Origin of the sequence: Streptomyces sp. TP-A0874 (genome assembly GCF_001748085.1) — a bacterium.
GTDB lineage: Bacteria > Actinomycetota > Actinomycetes > Streptomycetales > Streptomycetaceae > Streptomyces.
The window spans coordinates 23313-43010 of sequence record NZ_BBZK01000009.1 but is presented as its reverse complement, the minus strand read 5'-3'; the positions used below and the strand labels follow the sequence as shown (position 1 = coordinate 43010).

At 70.8% G+C, this 19698-nt stretch carries 15 protein-coding genes; 10 read left to right on the top strand and 5 right to left on the bottom strand.

The genetic code is table 11. The annotated features are described in order from the left end of the window. The first annotated feature begins 229 nt into the window (after nt 1-229). Nucleotides 230-1477 carry an ATP-grasp domain-containing protein gene (locus BGP73_RS16150; protein WP_244501227.1) on the top strand — a complete coding sequence of 416 codons (1248 nt, stop codon included), beginning with the start codon at nt 230-232 and terminating at the stop codon, nt 1475-1477. Nucleotides 1478-1821: 344 nt separating this feature from the next. Here BGP73_RS16150 and BGP73_RS16145 read toward each other — a convergent pair whose 3' ends face one another. From BGP73_RS16145 to BGP73_RS16125, 5 genes are all read right to left on the bottom strand, one after another. Further along, entirely contained in the window at nt 1822-3057 is a 1236-nt protein-coding gene (locus tag BGP73_RS16145) for a cytochrome P450 (RefSeq protein WP_069815489.1), read from the bottom strand. 63 nt (nt 3058-3120) lie between these two features. Continuing rightward, entirely contained in the window at nt 3121-4338 is a 1218-nt protein-coding gene (locus tag BGP73_RS16140; RefSeq protein ID WP_069815486.1) for an NAD(P)/FAD-dependent oxidoreductase, read from the bottom strand. Beyond that, entirely contained in the window at nt 4335-4535 is a 201-nt protein-coding gene (locus BGP73_RS16135) for a ferredoxin (RefSeq protein WP_069815484.1), read from the bottom strand. Before BGP73_RS16135 ends, BGP73_RS16140 begins: the two co-directional genes overlap by 4 nt. A gap of 33 nt (nt 4536-4568) precedes the next feature. Then, nucleotides 4569-5168 carry a TetR/AcrR family transcriptional regulator gene (locus BGP73_RS16130; RefSeq protein WP_069815865.1) on the bottom strand — a complete coding sequence of 200 codons (600 nt, stop codon included), beginning with the start codon at nt 5166-5168 and terminating at the stop codon, nt 4569-4571. Nucleotides 5169-5230: 62 nt separating this feature from the next. Continuing rightward, nucleotides 5231-6451 (bottom strand): cytochrome P450, encoded by a 1221-nt coding sequence (locus BGP73_RS16125; protein ID WP_069815482.1) that lies wholly within the window; start codon nt 6449-6451, stop codon nt 5231-5233. 204 nt (nt 6452-6655) lie between these two features. Here BGP73_RS16125 and BGP73_RS16120 point away from each other — a divergent pair, with 204 nt between their 5' ends. From BGP73_RS16120 to BGP73_RS22220, 9 genes are all read left to right on the top strand, one after another. Continuing rightward, nucleotides 6656-8041 carry an MFS transporter gene (locus BGP73_RS16120; RefSeq protein WP_244501240.1) on the top strand — a complete coding sequence of 462 codons (1386 nt, stop codon included), beginning with the start codon at nt 6656-6658 and terminating at the stop codon, nt 8039-8041. Between the two features lie 838 nt (nt 8042-8879). Beyond that, a complete protein-coding gene (locus BGP73_RS16115; RefSeq protein WP_244501226.1) occupies nt 8880-9917 on the top strand; it encodes an asparagine synthetase A in 1038 nt (345 codons plus the stop codon). Nucleotides 9918-9976: 59 nt separating this feature from the next. Continuing rightward, on the top strand, nt 9977-11602 hold the full coding sequence (locus BGP73_RS16110) for a B12-binding domain-containing radical SAM protein (RefSeq protein WP_069815480.1): 1626 nt from the start codon (nt 9977-9979) through the stop codon (nt 11600-11602). A gap of 15 nt (nt 11603-11617) precedes the next feature. Continuing rightward, nucleotides 11618-12928 (top strand): MFS transporter, encoded by a 1311-nt coding sequence (locus BGP73_RS16105; protein WP_069815478.1) that lies wholly within the window; start codon nt 11618-11620, stop codon nt 12926-12928. A gap of 42 nt (nt 12929-12970) precedes the next feature. After that, nucleotides 12971-14230 carry an ATP-grasp domain-containing protein gene (locus tag BGP73_RS16100; protein WP_069815476.1) on the top strand — a complete coding sequence of 420 codons (1260 nt, stop codon included), beginning with the start codon at nt 12971-12973 and terminating at the stop codon, nt 14228-14230. 148 nt (nt 14231-14378) lie between these two features. Beyond that, nucleotides 14379-15224 carry a class I SAM-dependent methyltransferase gene (locus tag BGP73_RS16095; protein ID WP_069815470.1) on the top strand — a complete coding sequence of 282 codons (846 nt, stop codon included), beginning with the start codon at nt 14379-14381 and terminating at the stop codon, nt 15222-15224. 5 nt (nt 15225-15229) lie between these two features. Then, nucleotides 15230-16426: a cytochrome P450 gene (locus BGP73_RS23775; protein ID WP_170837852.1), complete on the top strand. Its 1197-nt coding sequence runs from the start codon at nt 15230-15232 to the stop codon at nt 16424-16426. Between the two features lie 22 nt (nt 16427-16448). After that, nucleotides 16449-17492 (top strand): phosphotransferase, encoded by a 1044-nt coding sequence (locus BGP73_RS16085; RefSeq protein ID WP_069815466.1) that lies wholly within the window; start codon nt 16449-16451, stop codon nt 17490-17492. Continuing rightward, a complete protein-coding gene (locus BGP73_RS22220) occupies nt 17489-19684 on the top strand; it encodes a S66 peptidase family protein (protein ID WP_079127575.1) in 2196 nt (731 codons plus the stop codon). Before BGP73_RS16085 ends, BGP73_RS22220 begins: the two co-directional genes overlap by 4 nt. Nucleotides 19685-19698: the final 14 nt, after the last annotated feature.

Below are 19698 nucleotides of genomic sequence, written 5' to 3'. Positions count from 1 at the left end.
CGCCGCCGCCCGCCGCCGGTGCCCGACACGGCCCCCGGCCCGAGCTGTGCTCCCAATCCCGTTGCCGCCAGGGGGTTTTCGAATGGGCTTCCAGAGCGTAAGACGTCATCCCGGGGGCTGCGCCGCCGCCCCGTGGTGTGGATCCGCCCCATCTGCGTGTGCTTGCGTAGGGCAGGCGGATTCACTACCTCCGCGCTATCCTGTCGCCTCTATCCTGTCTGGAGTCCTCGTGTCTTCTCGCCCGGTCATCCTGGCTGTCGCAGCAGGTGATGAGTCGTCTCGCGGTTACTGCCTGGAACAGGTGGCCGCCGCCTACGACGTCGTCCTGCTCACCGGGGTCGAACCCACCTGGGAGCAGCCGTTCATCAAGGACCACGAGGTCGTCGACCTCTTCGACCAGGACGCCCTGCTGGCCGGGGGACGGGCGCTGGCGGCCCGGCACGAGGTGGCCGGGGCGGTGACCTGGACTGAGTGGTTCCTGGTGCCGGTCGCCCGCCTGTGTGAGGAGCTTGGACTGCCGGCCACGCCGCCGGAGGTGATGCGCGCCTGCCGCAACAAGGCGACCTCCAGGGCGCTGTTCGCCGGCCACGAGGTGCCATCCGCGGTCTCGGTGGCCGTGGCCACACCCGCCGCGGCCGCCGCCGCGGCGGAGTCGATCGGCTACCCGGTGGTCGTGAAACCCGCCGCGCACGCCGCGAGCATCGGCGTCATCCGCGTCGACCGGCCCGAGGAACTGCCCGCCGCCTACGCGTTCGCGGCGGCGGGCGCGAGCCAGAGCACCGAGAGCGGCGGGGTGCTGATCGAGGAGTACCTCGACGGGCCGGAGGTCAGCGTCGAGTGCGTGACCCGGGGCGGGCACACCATCGCGGTGGCGGTCACCCGCAAGACCGTCGGCTTCCCCCCGTACTTCGAGGAGGTCGCCCACTCGGTGGACGCGAGCGATCCCCTGCTCAGCACGGTCGCCCCGGTCGCCGCCGCGGCCATCGAGGCGCTCGGGGTCAGAGACGGGATCCAACACGTCGAACTGCGGCTGGTGGACGGCGTGCCGAGGCTCATCGAGGTCAACGCCCGGATAGGGGGCGATCTCATAGGGCATCTGGTGCAGTTGGCCACCGGAGTGGACCTCCCGCGCGCCGCCGCGGACCTGGCCTGTGGTCGGGAACCGGACCTGACGCCGACCCGGAAGCAGGCGGCCGCGATCCGCATGCTCTATCCGGCGGTCTCCGGCACCATCACCGCCCGCCACTTCGACAAGGACTTCGCCGCCCGGGCGCCGTGGCTGCGGCAGGTGGTCTGGCAGCGCGAGATCGGCGAGGAGGTCCTGCTGCCGCCGGAGGGCGACACGTTCACCGCCCGGGCCGGCTTCCTGATCGTCACCGCACACACCGCCGAACTCGCCCAGCAGCGGGCCGAGGAGGCGTACCGGCGGGTCACCCTCTGTGTGGAGCCGCGCCGGCAGCCGGTGGCCACGGGATAGGCACCGTCCCGTCACCTCTGGCACGCACGGCCACGGCGCCTCGCCGCACTGTCAGCGCACTCCGAACGCGCCCGGTACGCGGGTGCGTCTCCGTCTTGCGACGCGCCGTGGCGGCTCCCGTGGTGGTCTCGTCCGCCGTCCGCCGTCCGCCGCCCGGCCTCTGTAGCGGATGGTGCCGCTGGCCGGGCCGTGTGCGCCTGCCGCGTGACGGGCAGGGCGTTTTCGGCTCACCTATGGGACAACCCTTAGGTGAGCAGGGGTTGGGCGGAGTCGGTTCGGATGTGTCCGCGCGGAAAAGGAACCCGGAGTCCCGGCGGCGGTTCGGCGGAGGGCTCGGCCGGCGGCTACCAGGTGACGGGCAGCTCGTGGACGCCGTAGATGACCGCGTCGTGCTTGAAGGGGATCTCGTCCAGGGGGACGGCGGTGCGCAGCGTGGGGATGCGGCGGAAGAGGGTGGGGTAGACGACCTGGAGTTCCATACGGGCCAGGGGCTGGCCGACGCAGTGGTGGGTTCCGGCCCCGAAGGCGAGGTGCGGGCGGGCGTTGCGGGTGGTGTCCAGGGTGTCGGGATCGGGGAAGACGCGCGGGTCGCGGTTGGCGAGTTCGCTCAGCAGGATGATGCCGTCACCGGCCCGGATGGTCTGCCCCGCGACTTCGATGTCCTCCAAGGCCGTGCGGCGCCGGCCGAGATGGACGATGGACAGGTAGCGCAGCAACTCCTCGACCGCCGCGGCCACCACCTTCGGGTCCTCGGTGTCGCGGACGGCGGCGAGCTGCTCGGGGTGGTCCAGGAGGAGCAGGGTACCCAGAGTGATCATGTTCGCGGTGGTCTCGTGTCCGCCGAGGAGCAGCAGTACCCCCATGGCCGCCGCCTGCCCGCGGGACAGCTCGCCGTCCCGCACCCGCCGGGCGAGTTGGGAGAGGAGGTCGTCGCCGGGCTCGGCGGCCTTCTTGGCGACCAGCTCGTCGAGGTAGGCGGCGAGAGCGGTGTGGGCGGCCTGTCGGGACTCGGCGTCGGCGACGGAGGAGACGATGGTCTTGCTGTTGGTCTGGAAGAAGTCGTGGTCCTGATAGGGGACGCCGAGCAGTTCCGAGATGACCAGGGAGGGGATCGGCAGCGCGAGCGCCTGAACCAGGTCCGCGGGCCTGGGACCGGCGAGCATGCGGTCGATGAACTCGTCGGTCATCCGCTGCACGGCGGGGCGCAGCGCCTCGACGCGCTTGATGGTGAACGCTCCGCTGACCATGCGGCGCAGTCGGGCGTGCTCCGGGTCGTCCATCCCGACGAAGCTCATGTCGGCCGAGCCGCTGTGCGCTCTCGCGGGGTCGACGGGGCTGGGGAAGCCAGGATTGGCGAAGTTGGCGCTGAGCCGCGGGTCGGCCAGCAGGGCCTTCTGTTCGGCGTGGCTGGTGACCACCCAGGGGGTGCTGCCGCCCCAGGAGGTGACCCGGCTGACCGGCCCGCGGTCACCGAGGGCCCGCATCCGGGGCGAGAGACCGAACGGGCAGCCGGCCGCCCGGGGGTGGGGGAAGTCGGGGGCGTCGGCGGAGAGGGTGTCAGGCCGGGGGGTGCTGGTCATGTTCGTCCTTCGACAGTCGGCGGCCCCTCCCGGGGCCGGTCTACCGGTGGCACGGAGCCGCGATCAGGGCCGTGTGGAAGCGGGGTGCGCCGTGGCACTCGGTCGGGGGGCGGGAGCGGCGAGGGACCTGCTGTGCAGCCGGGCCTGCTTGGGCATGTTCCAGCCCAGGACGGCGGTGAGGCGGCCCGCCGCCTCGAAGCGGGCGACGAAGCGGTCGTCCGGCGAACCGTCCGCCCCGCCCTCGGCGATGGTGACCTCGGCATCGGCCGCAGGGGTGCCGAAGAGCTGGATCCGCACCCCGAACTGGTCGGTCCAGAAGTACGGGACGGGCGCGTAGGGGAGGTCGGCGCCGAGGATGTTCGCGGCGACCACGCCGGCCTGCGCGGTGGCGTTGGTGCGGTTCTCCAGCCGCAGGTGGGTGCCGAGTCCGCCGTGGTGGAAACGGGCGACGTCACCGGCCGCGTAGATGCCGGGTGCGGCCCGGCAGCCGCTGTCGCACACCACTCCGTCGTCGAGCCGCAGGCCGCTGGCGGCCAGCCAGTCGGTGGCGGGCACACAGCCGATGGCGACCACGACGAGGTCGGCCGGCAGCAGCTGTCCCGACCGCAGTCGGACGCCGCTGACCCGGCCCTGCCGGTGGGTGAGAACGCCGCCGACGCCGCCGTTGACCAGCCGTACGCCGTTCCGGGTGTGCAGGCAGGCCAGGAGCCCGGCGATCCGCGGACCGAACTGTTCCGCCATCGGGGCAGCCTGGATCCCCACCAGGGTGGTGTCGAGCCCGAGCCCGGCGCAGGTCGCGGCGATCTCGGAGCCCAGGACCCCGTTGCCCACGACGACGATCCGGCGCGCGGCCGCGAGCTCCCGGCGCAGCTCCCGGGCCTGGTCGAGGGTGCGGAGCAGGTGGACGCCGGGCAGGGGTTCCTGGCCGGGCAGAGTGCGCGGACGCAGGCCGGTGGCGAGCACGACGGCCTGGGCGCTCAGGAGACGCCCGGACGCGGTGCGGATGGTGCGTTCCACCACGTCGAGGCCGGTGGCGGCGTCGCCGAACAGGAACCGCGCGTCCAACGCGTCGAGCGCCGCCGGAGTGCGCAGGTGGGCGCGTTCGGGCTGCCAGGCGCCGGAGAGCACCTGCTTGGAGAGCGGTGGGCGGTCGTAGGGCGGCCCGGCCGCGGCGTCCAGTACGGTGATCCGGCCCTGGTAGCCCTTACGCCGCAGGGCCTCCACGGTACTGAGGCCGGCGGCGGAGGCGCCGGCCACCAGCACGCTGTCGACAGCGTTCACGCGCCCTCGCTGAGGTGGATCGCGGCGGCCGGGCACACGTCCGCGGACTCGCGCACGGCCTCGTGTTGGTCATGGGGCGGCGCCTCGTCGAGGAGGACGACGATGCCGTCCTCCTCACGCTGGTCGAACACCTCCGGCGCGATCATGACGCACTGTCCGGCGCCGCAGCACTTCTCCTCGTCCACACTGATCTTCATCTTCCGTGGTTCTCCTTTCGGTGGTGCACCCGGTCAGGGCCGGGAGGCGGTGGTCGGTGCGGTCAGCAGCCCGAAGATCGCGTCCGTCAGGGCGTCGGCCGTCTTCTCCCAGGAGCCGTGCAGCAGCGCGCTCCCCTCGGCCAGCGCGCGTTCGCGGTCGGCGCAGACATGGATGATCAGGTGCCGGGCCATGTCGCCGCGGGCCGCGCGGACCTCGGCCGGCAGGTGCGCCAGACAGCGGCCGAGGCCGTCCAGGATCTGCCTTAAGTACGGCCGGTGCAGCGCCTCCTCGACCGTCAGGGCGCGCATCTGCGGGTCGGTCATCACCTGCGCGGACAGCCGGGCGTTCCAGGAGGGGACGCCGAGCGAGGCGAGGTGCTCCGTCACCGGCCGCACCAGCGCGCCGACCCACACCCGGACGTCCTCGCTGCCCTCGGCCTCCGCCGCGTAGCGGTGTCGGATGAGGTCGACGGGTTCGCCGTGGCGGGTCATGATCGCCCGTACGAGGTCGGTCTTGCTTCCGAAGTGGTAGCTGACAGCGGTGACGTTGCGCTGTCCGGCCGCGTCGCTGATCTGTCGGTGGGAGACGGCCGACAGCCCGTTCTCGGCGAAGAGCCGCTCCGCGGCCGTCATGATCGCTTCACGGGTGGCGGCGGCCCGGTCCGAGCGTGCGCCGCTCTGCGGCGTGCCCGCGTTCACCAGGCCACCGGCAGTTCGCGTAGGGGCGCGGTGAGCAGGCCGTCCTGGGCGCGGAGTTCTGCGGCGTCCACGGCCAGCCGCAGGGTCGGCAGCCGATTGAGCAGGACGCCCAGGACGACCTGCAACTCGGTGCGGGCCAGCGGCTGGCCGAGGCAGGAGTGCGGGCCGGCGCCGAAGGTGAGGTGGCGGTTGGGGCTGCGGGAGAGGTCCATCTCACCGGCGTTCTCCCAAGCGGTCTCGTCCCGGTTGGCAGCCGCCATGCTGCACACCACCGTGGTGCCCGCGGTCACCACCCGGCCGGAGAGTTCGACGTCCTCGTGGGTGTAGCGGAGCATGCCGAAGCTGCTGCCGTTGGGGTCGAAACGCAGGCTCTCCTCGACGGCGTGCCGGATCAGGGACGGCTCGGCCAGCAGCCGTTCCCAGCGACTCCGGTCGGACAGCAGGTGCGCCACCATCAGCGAGATGAAGCCCACGGTTGTCTCGTGGCCGGCGAGCAGCAGCGCCTGGCCCGTGGCGACCAGGGCGTCCTCGGGCATCGGCTCACCCGCCCCGCCGTCGCCGGTCAGCAGCACACTGATCAGGTCCTCGCCCGGCTCGGCGCGCTTCTCCCGGACCAGGGCCGCCATGTAGGCGGCGAACTCCCGGTATGCCGCCTCCGTTTCGGCCCGCGTGTAACGAGTGGTGTTCAGGAACGTGTCCGACCAGCCCTTGAACAGTTCACAATCGCTCTCGGGTACGCCGAGCATCCGGCAGATCACGTAGACCGGGAGGGGGAAGGCGAGCCCCGCCACCAGGTCCGCCGGGGCTCCGCGTTCCGTCATGGCGTCCACGAGGCGGCCGGCCACGGCCTCCATGTCGGGGCGGAGCGCCGCCATGCGTTTGGCCGTGAAGTACTTGCCGACCATCGACCGCCACCGTGCCTGCCCCACCTCGTTGAGGGTCCGCGCCATCGGGCTGTTGAAGATCCCCTCGGACCCGCCGGCCGAGACCCGGGCCGCGTCCGGGCGGGCGAGGCCCTCCCGGCTGAACCGTGGGTCCGACAGCGCCGTGCGCACGTCCGCGTACCGGGTCAGCAGCGCCGCCTCGTCCCCGCTGGGCAGGGTCACCCGGGCGACGGGACAGCTCTGGCGCAAGGTCTCCCAGGGCTCGGGTGGTGCCAGCGCCGACGGTGCCTTCAGCGGATACGGCAGCGCCTGCGTCGTGTCCGTGTCTGTCACGAAAACCTCCTGTGGCCGCACTCGTGTCGGGGGGTGACCGGGGATCAGTCAAACGACTCCGGTACGTTAAGTCAATCGACTGACTTAAATGGCCCGGCTGTCCAATGGCCCGAAGGAGACCGAACGGTGAAGCAGACAGACGACTCCTCCCGCGCGACCGGCGTGATCGCCGTCCTCGCGCTCGCGGGCACGACAGCGGCGATCATGCAGACGCTCGTCACCCCGCTCCTGCCGCTCCTGCCGGGTCTGTTGGACACCAGCCCGTCCAACGCCACCTGGGTGGTCACCGTCACCCTGCTGGTGTCCGCCGTATGCGTCCCGGTCACCGGTCGACTCGGCGACCTGCTGGGCAAGCGGCGCATGCTGCTGGCCTGCTCCGTCCCGCTGATCGTCGGTTCGGTGGTGTGCGCGCTCGCTTCCACCGTCCTGCCCATGATCATCGGGCGGGGGCTCCAGGGCATGGGCATGGGCATGGTCCCGCTGGGGATCGCCCTGCTGCGCGACGTCGTCCCCGCAGAGAAGCTCAGCTCCTCGATCGCCCTGGTCAGCGCCTCCATGGGGATCGGCGGAGGGCTCGGGCTGCCGCTCGCCGCCGCGGTCGCGCAGTACGCCAACTGGCGTGTCCTCTTCTGGGGGTCAGCCGTCCTGGCGGTACTGATCGCGGTGCTGATCGGCTCGCTGGTCCCGGAGGTCCCGGCCGCCGCCCGCGGGCAGCGCTTCGACCTGCCCGGCGCTCTGGGGCTCGGCGCAGGCCTGGTCTGCCTGCTCCTGGCGGTCTCCAAGGGTGCGGACTGGGGCTGGTCCTCCGTCACCACGCTGGGCCTGTTCGCCGCCGCCGTCCTGGTGCTTCCGGCCTGGGGTGCCTGGGAGCTCCGCACCCCCGCCCCACTGGTCGACCTGCGCTCGACGGCCCGCCCCCGGGTGCTGCTGACCAACGTGGCCTCGGTGTCGACCGGCTTCGCGATGTACGCCGGCATGCTCGTCATGCCGCAGCTCCTGCAGTTCCCCCGGAGCACCGGCTACGGGCTGGGGCAGTCCCTGCTGGAATCCGGCCTCTGGATGGCGCCCGGCGGCATCATGATGATGCTGGTCTCCCCGCTCGGGGGGAGGCTGACCGACGCCAGGGGACCCAGGACCACCCTGATCAGCGGAGCCCTGGTCATCGCCGCGGGCTACGGCCTCTCCCTCGCCCTGATGGGCTCGGCATGGGGCATCATGCTCGCGCTCATGGTGATCAACAGCGGGGTGGGGCTGGCCTACGGCTCCATGCCCGCCCTCATCATGGGCTCCGTGCCGCACTCCGAGACCGCCTCGGCCAACGGCTTCAACACCCTGATGCGCTCCCTGGGCACCTCGGTCGGGGCCGCGGTCATCGGCGTCGTCCTCGCTCATATGACCACCACCGCGGGCGGCCGTACCCTCACTTCGGAGGCCGGTTTCCGCACCGCGCTGCTCGTCGGCATCGCCATGGCGCTCGTCTCCGCGGCCACCGCGGCCGCCATCCCGGCACTGCGCTCCGCCCGAAGCCGGGTGGAGGTGGAACGCGCCGAGCGGGGCGAAACGGTGGAACACCCCGCGGCCCCGGCCTGATCGCCCCGGTCGCCCGGTCGAGAGGCCCGGAAGCATCCGCTCCGCGAGTGCTTCCGGGCCCTTCCCGTGTCCGGCCGCGCTGATCCGCCGGGGAATGCGGTGAGTTGGCGCACCGGTTCCCCTGTCGGCATGATAAAAGCGGTTCGCCAGCACCAATTGAATTTATCGGGCATACCCATTTCAAATGGGCGGCGGTGGTCGGCGGGGTTGGCCTTTTACCGCCAACTGCATCTTGATGCAAAGTTGTTGAGTGATCGTTTTCCGTCAAGTTAGCGTGCGAGCGTGTCCGGTTGAAAATATTTCCGGTGTTTCCGGTGTTTTTTGCCATTGTTTTTGCTCCAGCGGGGAAGCTGAGGAAAATGAATCGCAGGCTTTTCGTCTCCTGTCGGGCGGTCCAAAGCCTCGTTGAGTTCCCTGCCGGGAGTCCGAGGCAATCGGGGGGTTGTCCACTCAATTTCTCGGCGATGGCTCGCACATACTGATCTCGCCTGCCCTCATGCCTCCGGCCGCTTTCTCGGATTCGGCTCCGGAGCCCGACGCCCCGCGCCGCTGCGCAGCCGTCCGCGGTGAGGGCCGCGACCACACCGTGAGAACACCGTTCGAAACCGCGGGCCGACAGACTCCGGCCTGACCACGAACACCTCTCGAAGTCGGAAACGAGCGGGAAAACGCCGCCGGTTCCGACGGGCGTGGCATACCGCCGTACCGCGGGGCTTCGCACCAACCGGTGCGACGCACCTCGCCCGCTTCCACGGCCCCCGCGCACCCGGCCCGCAACGAACACTTCAGAACACACACCGCTTCAGGTGCCCCGTCAGCACAGGTTCAAGGAGGACAAGTGAGCACGCACGAGACGGAGAAGTCCGCCCTCTCCGCCCCCGGTACCTGGCGCGATCCGGATTCGCACTTCGAGGTCGCACTCACGCACCCCTGGTACCGGATGCTCCTCCAGATGACCGACATCATGCAGCGAGCCACCGTCGAGTTCTGGGCCGGCCGCGGTGTCCGCGCGGCCTTCCTCCCGGTGACGACCGGCTCGATCTCCAGCCCGATGGGGCTGGGAAGCGACTCCCTGCCGGTCCGCGTCGAGCTGGAGGGGGTGCCCACCTACCTGGCCGACTCCATGCAGTTCCTCCTGGAGTACGGCTGCCGCATGTGGGAGCAGGGCTGCTACTACGTCATGCCCTCGTTCCGCGGCGAGGCGCCGGACTCGACGCACCTGTGCCAGTTCTACCACTCGGAGGCCGAGCTCCCGGGTGACATGGACTCGGTGATGGATACCGTCGAGGCCTACGTGCGCCACCTCGGGCAGGCCTACCTCGAAGAGATGGGGCCCACCATCGCCGAGGTGGCCGGGGACACCGCCCACATCGAGCGGCTGCTCGCCCTGGACGCCTTCCCCCAGGTCTCCTTCACCCAGGCCGTGGAACTCCTCGGCGACACCCCGGAGTACGTCGGCGAGGTGGCCGAGGGCGCCCGCACCCTGACGCGGGCCGGCGAACGCGCCCTGATGGACAAGTTCGGTGAGTTCGTCTGGCTGACCCACTTCGACCACCTCTCCGTCCCCTTCTACCAGGCCTACGAGCCGGGCGACCCGTCCCTGGCCCGCAACGGCGACCTGCTCTTCGGCGTGGGCGAGACCGTCGGCTGCGGCGAGCGGCACGCCACCGCCGACGAGACCCGCCGCGCGCTGGCGGAGCACCAGGTGCCGGAGGAGGACTACGCCTGGTACCTGCGGATGCGGGAACTGCGCCCGATGCAGACCTCCGGCTTCGGCCTGGGCGTGGAGCGCTTCTTCCTGTGGCTGCTGAAGCACGACGAGATCCGGGACATGCAGATGCTGCACCGGGTGAACGGGCGGCAGATCAACCCCTGACGCGAAGCGACGGCAGGGCGTCCCCGCCCGTACCCACCCCAGGAGAGTGCGCCATCGACGTGGTACTCGTGTCCGGTCTCGGGCCGACACTGAAGAACTCCGACTACCTCGCCAACACCATGCTCGAACGTCAGGACGGGGCGGCCAACGCCGCCAAGTTCCTGGCGGGGACGGAATTCGGGGAGTTCAACCTGAACCGCCTCGGTTTCCGTCACAACGGCGCGGACTACCCTCTCCTGCGGCCGCGTTACTACAACGTGCCGCACCTGACGACCTTCGCCGTCCAGGAGATCCTCGAACGGGCCGGCCACAACACCGACACCTACGACACGACCAACCTGTGGGCCGAGAGCGGCCCGGCCACCCCGGCGCCCCAGGGCGACTACCGGGCCGCGCTGCTCTCCACCAGCTTCATCTGGACCGAACGAGACCTGCGGCAGGCGGTCCACTGGATAGCCGGCACCTACCCCGGGATCCCCATCATCCTGGGCGGCCAGTACAGCAACCTCAAGTACACCTCGCTGATGCGGCAGATCCCGGAGATCGACTACATCGTGCGGGGCGACGGAGAGGAGGCGCTGCCAGCCCTGCTCGACATGCTGGAAAAGGGTGGTTCACCCGAGGAAGTGCCCAATCTCGTCTACCGGCACCCCCGGGAACTGCTGGGCCACCGGCTGAGCCCGTTCCACTACCTGGACCTCGACTCCTACCCGTCTCCGCAGCCCAAGGGCGACTGGCGTGTCATCCCCTACGAGTCCATGCGCGGATGCCCGTTCAGCTGCAAGTTCTGTTCCTTCCCGGCAGCCAGCCCCAAATGGCGCTACAAGTCCGCTGCGAAGATCGCCGCGGACTGGCGGCGCTACGCGGACGAGAACGGCGCCTCCTACATCTCCGCCATGGACAGCACCTTCACCGTGCCGCCCACCCGGTTGCGGGAACTGCTGCGCCTCCTCCCCGACGTCGGGATCGGCTGGGAGGCCTACAGCCGGGCCAACGTGCTCAAGACGGCCGAGCTGATCGACGCGATCGCGGCGACTCACTGCCAGTTCCTCTCCATCGGCTTCGAGTCCATGAGCGAAAGCACCCTTCGTCACATGAACAAGAAGGTGACGAGGAAGGACAACCTGCGCGCCTTCCGCCTGCTGAACGAAGGAGGCCTGGGCTACCGCTGCTCCTTCATGGCCGGCTACCCCGGTGAGAGCCCCGAGGACTTCCAGGAGACCCGTGACTTTCTGGCCGAGGAGTACGCCGGTCACTTCATGCTGAGCGTGTTCAGCATCTCCGACGAGACGATGCCCCTGTGGGAGGACAAGGAGGCCCTCCGTATCGAGGTGCACGACCCGGACGACCCGGACTACTCCTGGTCCCACATCGGCATGGACGTGGCGACGGCGAGGAGCCTCAACCACTCCACCCTGGACCTGGTCCGGAGGGTCAACGAACGTGCCGTCCTGCGGCTGTGGCAGGCGGACTACCAGCACCTCCTCATGCCCCAGCTGGGACGCTGGGAGAACATCGCGGTGGAGAAGGCCGTGGAACGGATCGGTATGACGCCGCGGGACTACCCGGACGCGGCCGAGGCGATCCCCTACATCCGGCAGCAGCTGGACGTCCTCTCGCGGTACGGCGTCACGCTCTACCCGGACACGGACGCCTTCACCGCCCGCCCTCTCTTCCACTTCTGAAACGGTTCCGAACCGATGAGCGGTATCAAGTCACTGCGCCTGCTTCCGGTGTCCGCGCGGCGGTTGATCGGCATCAACATGATCAACGCGGCGGGGACCGGCCTCGTGGTCCCACTGCTGGTGGTCTACCTCCACGAGATGCGGGGCTTCTCCCTCGGAGCAGCCACCGGCGCGGTCGCGGTGACCTCCCTCGGGGCGCTCGGCGGTGGGCCGCTGGCCGGCTGGATCTCGGACCGCTTCGGCCGCCTCCAGGCCGTCTGGGCCTCGCTGGTCTGCGCCGCCCTCGGCGCACTCGGCTTCGCGATATGCGACACCCCGGAGACGGCCCTGGCGGCCGGACTCGTCCAGGGCCTCGGCATCGGCGGGGCCATCACCTGGAACGCCCTGATGGCCGACCTGGTGCCGCGCGAGCACTGGTCGGTGGTCTTCGCGGCCGACTTCGCCGTGGTCAACGCGATGATGGGCCTGGGCGGTCTCATCGGCGGCCTCGTGGCGGGCCTGACCGACTCCCTCCGCGTCTTCCAACTGCTGTACATCCTCGACGCCTTCTCCTTCCTCGTCACCGGCTACCTGGTCTCCCGGGAGCTACGCCGCGGCGGAGCCGTCCTCGCCAAGCAGGCGCCTGCCGAGGAGAGACCGGAAGACCCCGCCGGACGACCGGGCAGGGCCAAGGGCTCCTACCGGGACGTGCTGCGGAACCGCTGGCTGGTCGCGCTGCTCCTCGTGGTCTTCGCGCTGTTCACCCTCGGGTACTCGCAGCTGAACTCCGGTATGCCGGCGGTCCTCCTGTCCAGCAGCCGGCTGGGCCCCACCGAGCTGGGCGTGATGTTCGCGGTCAACACCGCTGCCGTGGTGGCCGTCCAGTTCCTCTTCCTCAACCGGATCAAGGACCTCACACCGCGTACCGCCCTCTCGCTGCTCGCCGCCAGCTGGGCCGTGTTCTGGCTCCTGGTCCTGGCGGTCACCGGCCTGGGAGGCGGCGTCTACGCCCTGCTCACGGGCGCCTTCGCCATGGCGGTGTTCGCCCTGGGGGAGTCACTGCTCGCGGCCACCGGGCCCACGCTGGTGAACAACTGGGCGAACGACTCCAACCGCGGGCGCTTCAACGCGGCCTACGGATTCGTCTGCTCGCTCGGGTTCACCGCCGGCCCGCTGCTCTCGGGCCAACTGGCCGACGGCGGTCACGCGGTGCCGATGGCCGCGGGCTTCGGCCTGGCGCTCGGCCTGCTGGGGCTCGTCCTCCACCGGGCGGGACTGCTGCCGTCGGTGCCCCTGTCCAGGCTCGAAGAGGAGAGCCGGCCCGCCGCGGAGACCACCGAGCCCTGAACCACCCGTGAACCGCTCAGGTACGAACAACAGGAGACCCTGATGAACCGAAGGATTCTCGTCTGCCGGTGGGACCCGTACATCCTCGCCGCCCTCCGCGACGAGGGCGCGGAAGTGGCGCTGCTCTTCGACACCTTCGAGGCGGCCCACTTCCACGTCGACGAAGAGGTCCTGAAGACCCTCCCCTACGTCTTCCGCATCAACAGCTTCGACGACATGGACGAGCTCGGCCAGGTCGCCACCCAGCTGAAGACCGACGGCTGGATCCCGGACCAGGTGGTGAGCCTCTCGGAGTTCAGCCAGTTCGGCGCGGGCTACCTCGCCCAGGTCCTGGGCTGCGCCGAGCCCACGCTGGAGATGGCGCTGAAGACCCGCGACAAGCGCGCGATGAAGCTGGCCGTGCGGGCGGCCGGGGTCAGCTGCACCGACTTCGTCTCGCTGCGCACCTCCGAGGTCGCCGAGGGGGTCCGCCGGACCACCGCCGAGCTGGGCTTCCCCGTCGTCGTCAAGCCCGCCGCCGGGCTGGGCACCCTGGGCACCAGCTGGGTGCACACGGAGGAGCAGCTGAGCACCCTGCTCGAAGAGCTCGGCAGCGACGGGGTCGAGCACTTCATGATGGCCGAACGCCCCGTCAGCGGCGACGAGTTCCACGTGGACGCGATCTGGGTCGACGGCGTCTGCAAAGCCCTCGGCATCATGCGCTACATACGGCCGCGGCTCGCCATCGAGACCGCCGGCGTGAGCAACGGTTCCGTTCTCCTCCCCCGCGAGGAGTGGGCCGAGCTCTACGCCGACGTCGAGGACATGCACCAGCGGGTGAACGAGGCGCTGGGCATCCGGGACGGCATCACCCACCTGGAGTTCTTCAAGGCCCCGGACGAGCGGCGCATCCACTTCTCGGAGATCGCCAGCCGGTTCGCCGGTGGAGGGATCACCCAGACCTACCGTGCGCTCGGCGAGGACCTGCGGATCGCATGGATCAAGTCGGTCGTCGATCCGGAGCGACCCGCCCCCTACGCGGACGGCGAGCCCAACCGCTACGTCGGCTGGATCAACCTGGCCCCGGCCACGGAGGGGAAGATCGTCGCCGAACCCTCCCAGGCCGACATCGACGCCTTCGACTTCGTGCTGGAAACCGTTCGCCAGCACGGGGTGGGTGATGTGTACGGCGAACCGCACCCGTCCGCGTGGTGCCTCTTCCTCATCTACGGAGCCGACTCGCTGGAGCAGTTCGAGCAGCGCGGCCAGGAGCTGGAGAAGGTGCTCAACGACGCGTTCCGTACCGAGCCGACCACCCCCTGAGGGGCCCGGCCCGGCGGCGCCGACCGCCTCGGCGAAACCGCCCCCGACCCATCACACAGCCCCAGGAAACAGCCCCGGTGGGCCAGCACACCGACCGCGACCGCGTCACAAGCGCGTGCTGGGTCCCCTCTCCCAAGACAGGAGCATCATGAGCGAACAGCAGTACGACCAGGAAGTCCGCGGCTACTTCACCGACAAGGCGGACGCCTACGACGACGTCGACCTCCAGCCGTACTGGATGCTCTCCGACCGGCTGCTCGCCACCGCCCTCCGTGAAGAGGTCCTGGCCAAGCTGCCCGAGGACTTCGCGTTCCTCGACGCCGGCGGCGGCACCGGGCGCTGGACCACGTTCTTCGCCGAGGAGGCCCCCAAGAGCAACGGCGTGCTCTTCGACCTCACCCGGGCGATGATCAAGGTCGCTGAGGCCAAGGCCGAGCAGCGCGGGTTCGCGGACCGGGTCGAGTTCGTCGAGGGCGACCTGACCGAGGTCGGGAAGATCCTCAAGGGGCGCGGCTTCGACCTCGCCTTCAACTTCCACAACGTCCTCGGCTTCGTCGCCGACCCCGAGCAGACCATCAAGGACGTGGCCGGACTCCTGAAGCCCGGCGGCCTGCTGGTGTCCTTCCTGCCCAGCGTCTGGCACGCGGCGTTCTTCAACATCGGCATCGGCCGACTCGACGAGGCCGAGAAGGCGCTGGCGCGCCGCGGACGCTTCACCGACACCATGCCGGACATGCACCTGTACGACGTGCAGCGCATCGAGGAGATGCACGCCGCCGCCGGCCTCGAGGTCGAACTCCTCACCGGGTTCCCCAACCTGATCTACCCCGGCTACCAGGAGACGCAGCTGCACGGCTCCACCGAGCAGCTCGTCGACATCCTGGCGGGGGAGAACTTCGACCGCGTCTTCGAGATGGAGAACCGGCTCCGCAACGCCCCCGGTATCGCCGGCAGGGGCAACAACCTCTTCAGCATCGCCCGCCGCCCGGCCTGATGACCATGGGACAGACCGCCTCCGTGGACCTGCTGTCGGAGTCCTTCGCGCTCCACCCCCACACCCAGTACCGGGCGCTGCGCGACACCGCCCCGGTCTGGTGGGACGCCGACACGGCATGCTGGTACGTCACCCGCTACGAGGACGTCAACACGCTGCTGAGGGAGAGCGGGCTCTCCGCGCGGATCGGGGCCGGGTTCCTCGGCGACCATGATCCGGAGACGCTGGAGGGCGTCGCCGACATCATGCGGTTCTTCGAGGCCTGGCCGATGTTCACCGACCCCCCGGAACACACCACCGTGCGCTCCGCGGTCGCCCCCTCCTACCGCCCGGGCGCGGTGCGCGCCCTGCGAGGAGAGATCGCCGGACGGGCGGAGACGCTGCTGTCCCGGTTGGACCCCGAATCCGCCGATCTGCTCGGGGAGTTCGTCCAGCCGCTGGCGGCGTCGGTCACCTGCGGTCTGCTCGGTATCGCGGAGGAGCGCCGGGAGGACCTGCTGTCCTGGTCCGCCGAGATCATCGGATTCATCGGGGTGCCCCGGCTCGACCCGAGCCGGGCTCCCCGGGCCCGCCTGGCCATCTCGCGGCTGCGCGAGCACATCGACACCGTGACCCTGCCCGACGCGCGGGCCGGGCGCGGCCCCGCCCAGCTCCGGGCCTTCCTGGAACTGGACCCGGACCGGGCCGTCGCACTGTTCGCGCAGATCCTCACCGGCGGGATCGAACCGGTCGCGGCCTGCCTGGGATCGGCCCTCGTCCATCTGCTCGGCCCGTCCCGGACGCTCCTCGACCAACTGCACCGCGGAGAGTTGGAGCCGGAACGGCTGGCCGAGGAGGCCCTGCGGTTGGAGGCGCCGTTCCACTTCGTGCCGCGGAGCGCGGAACGCCCCGTCGAACTGCACGGGCAGCTGATCGAGCCGGGCCAGCGGGTCGCGCTGGTCGTCGCCGCCGCCAACCGGGACCCCGAGGTGTTCACCGAGCCGGACGGCTTCCGGCTCCCGGAGCGAACGGAACGGCCGCACCTGGCCTTCGGGGCCGGTCACCACTTCTGTCTGGGAGCGGGACTGGCCCGGCTGACGCTGGCGGAGGCGATCCGCGCCGTGGCCGACTGGCTGGGGGAGGGCCCGGTGGGCGAGGTCATCGGAGAACGCGTCCCGGCGTTCGGCCACACCGTCTGGCAGCGGATCGGGCTGGGGTACTGACCCGATGGAGTGGACCCCGCGGATGGAATGGCGAGCACTGCCGGTCGGACTCCGGCAGGCCGTCGAGGAGCGGATCGGCTCCGCCGTGCTGCGGGCGGACGGCACCGTCGGCGGATTCTCGGCCGGTTTCGCGGGCATCCTCCGGACCGCCCGGGGGAGCGTGTTCGTCAAAGCGACCTCCGAGGCGGTCAACAGCCACGGCCGGGCCCTCTACCGCCAGGAGTGGCGAGCCTGCCGACAGCTGGGGCAGCCGGACTCCGTCGACATCGGCTTCGAGTGGGCCTTCGACTGGCGGGATTGGACGGTGCTCGCCTTCCGGGCCGTCGACGCCGGCATCTGCTCCCCCGCCTGGCCGGCGGGGCAGTTGAAGACGGTCCTCCACCACCTGCACACCCACCGCGTACCGGCCCCGCCCGGCCTCCCGCCGCTTGACACCTACTTCGGGGAGGCCTTCGCAGCCTGGTCCGCCCTCGCGGCCGACCCCGGCTTCGACACCTGGCCGCTCGACGAGGAGGGCAACCCCCTGCTGCCGCCCCGGGAATGGGCGGACCTGGCGGAGCGGGCCCGCAGCGCCCTCGCCGGATCGGACCTCCTCCACGCCGACCTGCGTGCCGACAACATCCTCTGGACGGGGGGCGCCCCGATCCTCATCGACTGGGCGTACGCCTGCCGGGGGTCCGCCGTCTTCGACCCCCTCTACCTGCTGCTGGAGGTGGCCTGCAACCGGGGGGACCCACCGGAGGACGCGCTGCGGGGCGTACTGGAGAGGTACGACTGCCACCCCGACGACGCGACCGCCCTGCTCGCCGTCTTCGGCGGCTGGTTCACCTGGATGTCGCGGATGCCGCCTCCCCCGGGGCTCCCGACCCTGCGGGTGTTCCAACGGGACATGGCGGATGCGGCGCTCAGCTGGTTCCGTCACCGGCTGAGCGGGGGCGGCGTTGCCATCAGGGGACGCGGGCCTGACCTTCCTGGAGGATCGGCCGCGGACGACCGGACGGCCCCGCACACCGCACGGACGGCCGACACGCCGACGGAGCAGAGCAACACGGAAGGACGGACATGACGGAGAGCACCACGGGGCAGGCGCCCGCACCCGACCCGGCGACACCCGAATCCCCGCCGCTCGATGCGGCGGCCCAGGAACGGATGTTCACCACGGAGAGTTCGCTCGCCGGCAGCGACGCCAGCCGGGCGGTCGTCGTCCGGTTTCTGCGGACGCTGCTGGAGCGCGGATACCGGCTGACACCGGCCGCGCCCATCGTCGAAGCGGACGAGACCGTCGCCTTCGTCAACGCCACCGTCACCCCGCACAAGGCCACCCTCGCCGCGAACCGGAGCATCGGCCGGATCTGCCACTACCAGCCCTGCTTCCGGGCCCACGGCGAACACCCCTGGCTCTTCGCCTTCGGTATGACGGGCCTGCTCGCCGACGTCGAGACCGACGAGGACCTGCGGGCCGTCGCGGTGGACAGCCACCTCGCCACCCTCGCGGCGCTCCCCGACCACCGGGCCGACCGGCTCCACATCCTGGTGGACTCCAGGGACACCGAGATCATCGAGGCCGTGGCACACGCCGTGGACCAGCACGGCGGCCAGCTGCACGTCCTCGACGAGCCCCAGGTCTCCACCCGCTGGGAGTACGGCGAAGGCTACGCACTGCGGGGCCGCGGCATCACCTACTACTACCGGCGTCCCGGAGTCGGCTGCGCCACCGAGTGCCGGCCCGACTGCCGCTGCCCGCGCTGGCAGCCCCTCTCCAACCTGATACTCGTCGAGTCCGCCGAGCGCCGCTACGCGGAGATCGGCTTCGGTGTGGAGATCACCGCCGCCATCCCCTTCGGCCCCAACCCGTTCGCACTGCCCGAGATCGCGGAGCGGGTCCAGGCCGCGGAGTCCGCGGGGCTCGCCCCCGAGCAGGCGGCCGACCTCGTCAACCTCTACCGCGCGCTGGCGCTGCTCATCGAGAACGGGGCCCGCCCCGCCGGCAAGGGGCCGGGTTCGATCGTCCGGAAGTTCTGCCTCCGCCTGATGGGACTGCTCGCACCGCTGACTCCCGGACAGACCGAGGACCTCTTCGAGAAGTTCGGTGCCTCGCGGGGCTTCCGCTCCGCCCTGCAGGCCGAAGGCGAACGGCGGGCGCGCTCCATAGCCCAGAACCTCAAACGAGCCGCCTCGGTGCTCGACCGACACCCGGACACAACCGACGCGGACCTCCGCGCCACCTACGGGCTGTCCCCGGCCCAACTGAGCACACTGCGGCAGGCACGGTCGCGTCCACCCAGACTGGAGAAGGGCGACGCCGTCACCGTGGTGTCACCCTCCTGGCAGGGGGCAGCGGTGTTCCCCGAGCGGGCCGCCCGCGGGATCGGCGAGATCGCCGCCCGGGCGCAGCTCCGCGTCTCCCAGGCGCCGCCCGCTGCCGGACACGAACCCGGCTCACGGTGGGCGCGGGCCGAGCAGTTCAACGCCGCGCTCAGGGACCCCGAGGTCAACGGCGTCCTGTGGATGATCGGCGGCCTCAGCGCGGCGGAACTGCTCGACCTGATCGACTACGAGGCGTTCGCGGCGCGCCCCAAGGTCCTCTGCGGCTACTCCGACGCCACCGTGCTGCACCACGCGCTGTACGCCCGCACCAAGGTGACCACATTCTACGGGCCCGCGGTGCTCTCCCAGTTCGCCGAGACGGGCGGCACACCGGAGTTCACCCTCCAGTCGTTCCTCGACGTCACCACACGGGGGTGGACCGGCGCCTTCCCGCGGTCGGCCGAGGTGTTCGACGAGTTCGTGGACTGGGGCGGCGATGACCGGCCCCGCGTTCCCGAGGCGGCGCCGCCGCGTGCCGTCCTGCGGGCGGGCACGGGGCAGGGCCCGCTGCTGGCCGGGTGCGTGCCCAGCGTGCTCCAACTGCTGGGCACGCCCTGGCTACCGGACTATGCCGGGCATGTGCTGGCGCTGGAGACCAGCAACGACGACGGGTACGGGCCCGTCCAGGCCGCGCGCGACCTGTGGCAGATGCGCCACGCGGGGCTCCTGGACGGCATCACTGGGCTGGTGATGGGCCGGCCACGGATGTGGACGACCGAGCAGCGGGCGGAACTGGACCGCATCCTGCTCGAGGTCTGCCACGGGCTGACCTTCCCGATCGTGACGGAGTTCGAGTTCGGCCACACCGATCCGATGCTCACCCTGCCGGTAGGGGTACCCGTCGAGCTGGCGGGGGACGAACTCCGCCTGCTGGAGCCGGCGGTCCGCTGAGCGGCGGAGCCGGG

What these genes read in the sequence shown, in the direction of transcription:
- BGP73_RS16130 (WP_069815865.1), bottom strand. Translation starts at nt 5,168, where the DNA reads ATGACGGCCGCGGAGCGGCTCTTCGCCGAGAACGGGCTGTCGGCCGTC.
- BGP73_RS16100 (WP_069815476.1), top strand. Translation starts at nt 12,971, where the DNA reads ATGAACCGAAGGATTCTCGTCTGCCGGTGGGACCCGTACATCCTCGCC.
- BGP73_RS16145 (WP_069815489.1), bottom strand. Translation starts at nt 3,057, where the DNA reads ATGACCAGCACCCCCCGGCCTGACACCCTCTCCGCCGACGCCCCCGAC.
- BGP73_RS16105 (WP_069815478.1), top strand. Translation starts at nt 11,618, where the DNA reads ATGAGCGGTATCAAGTCACTGCGCCTGCTTCCGGTGTCCGCGCGGCGG.
- BGP73_RS23775 (WP_170837852.1), top strand. Translation starts at nt 15,230, where the DNA reads ATGGGACAGACCGCCTCCGTGGACCTGCTGTCGGAGTCCTTCGCGCTC.
- BGP73_RS16120 (WP_244501240.1), top strand. Translation starts at nt 6,656, where the DNA reads ATGCAGACGCTCGTCACCCCGCTCCTGCCGCTCCTGCCGGGTCTGTTG.
- BGP73_RS16135 (WP_069815484.1), bottom strand. Translation starts at nt 4,535, where the DNA reads ATGAAGATCAGTGTGGACGAGGAGAAGTGCTGCGGCGCCGGACAGTGC.
- BGP73_RS16095 (WP_069815470.1), top strand. Translation starts at nt 14,379, where the DNA reads ATGAGCGAACAGCAGTACGACCAGGAAGTCCGCGGCTACTTCACCGAC.
- BGP73_RS16085 (WP_069815466.1), top strand. Translation starts at nt 16,449, where the DNA reads ATGGAATGGCGAGCACTGCCGGTCGGACTCCGGCAGGCCGTCGAGGAG.
- BGP73_RS22220 (WP_079127575.1), top strand. Translation starts at nt 17,489, where the DNA reads ATGACGGAGAGCACCACGGGGCAGGCGCCCGCACCCGACCCGGCGACA.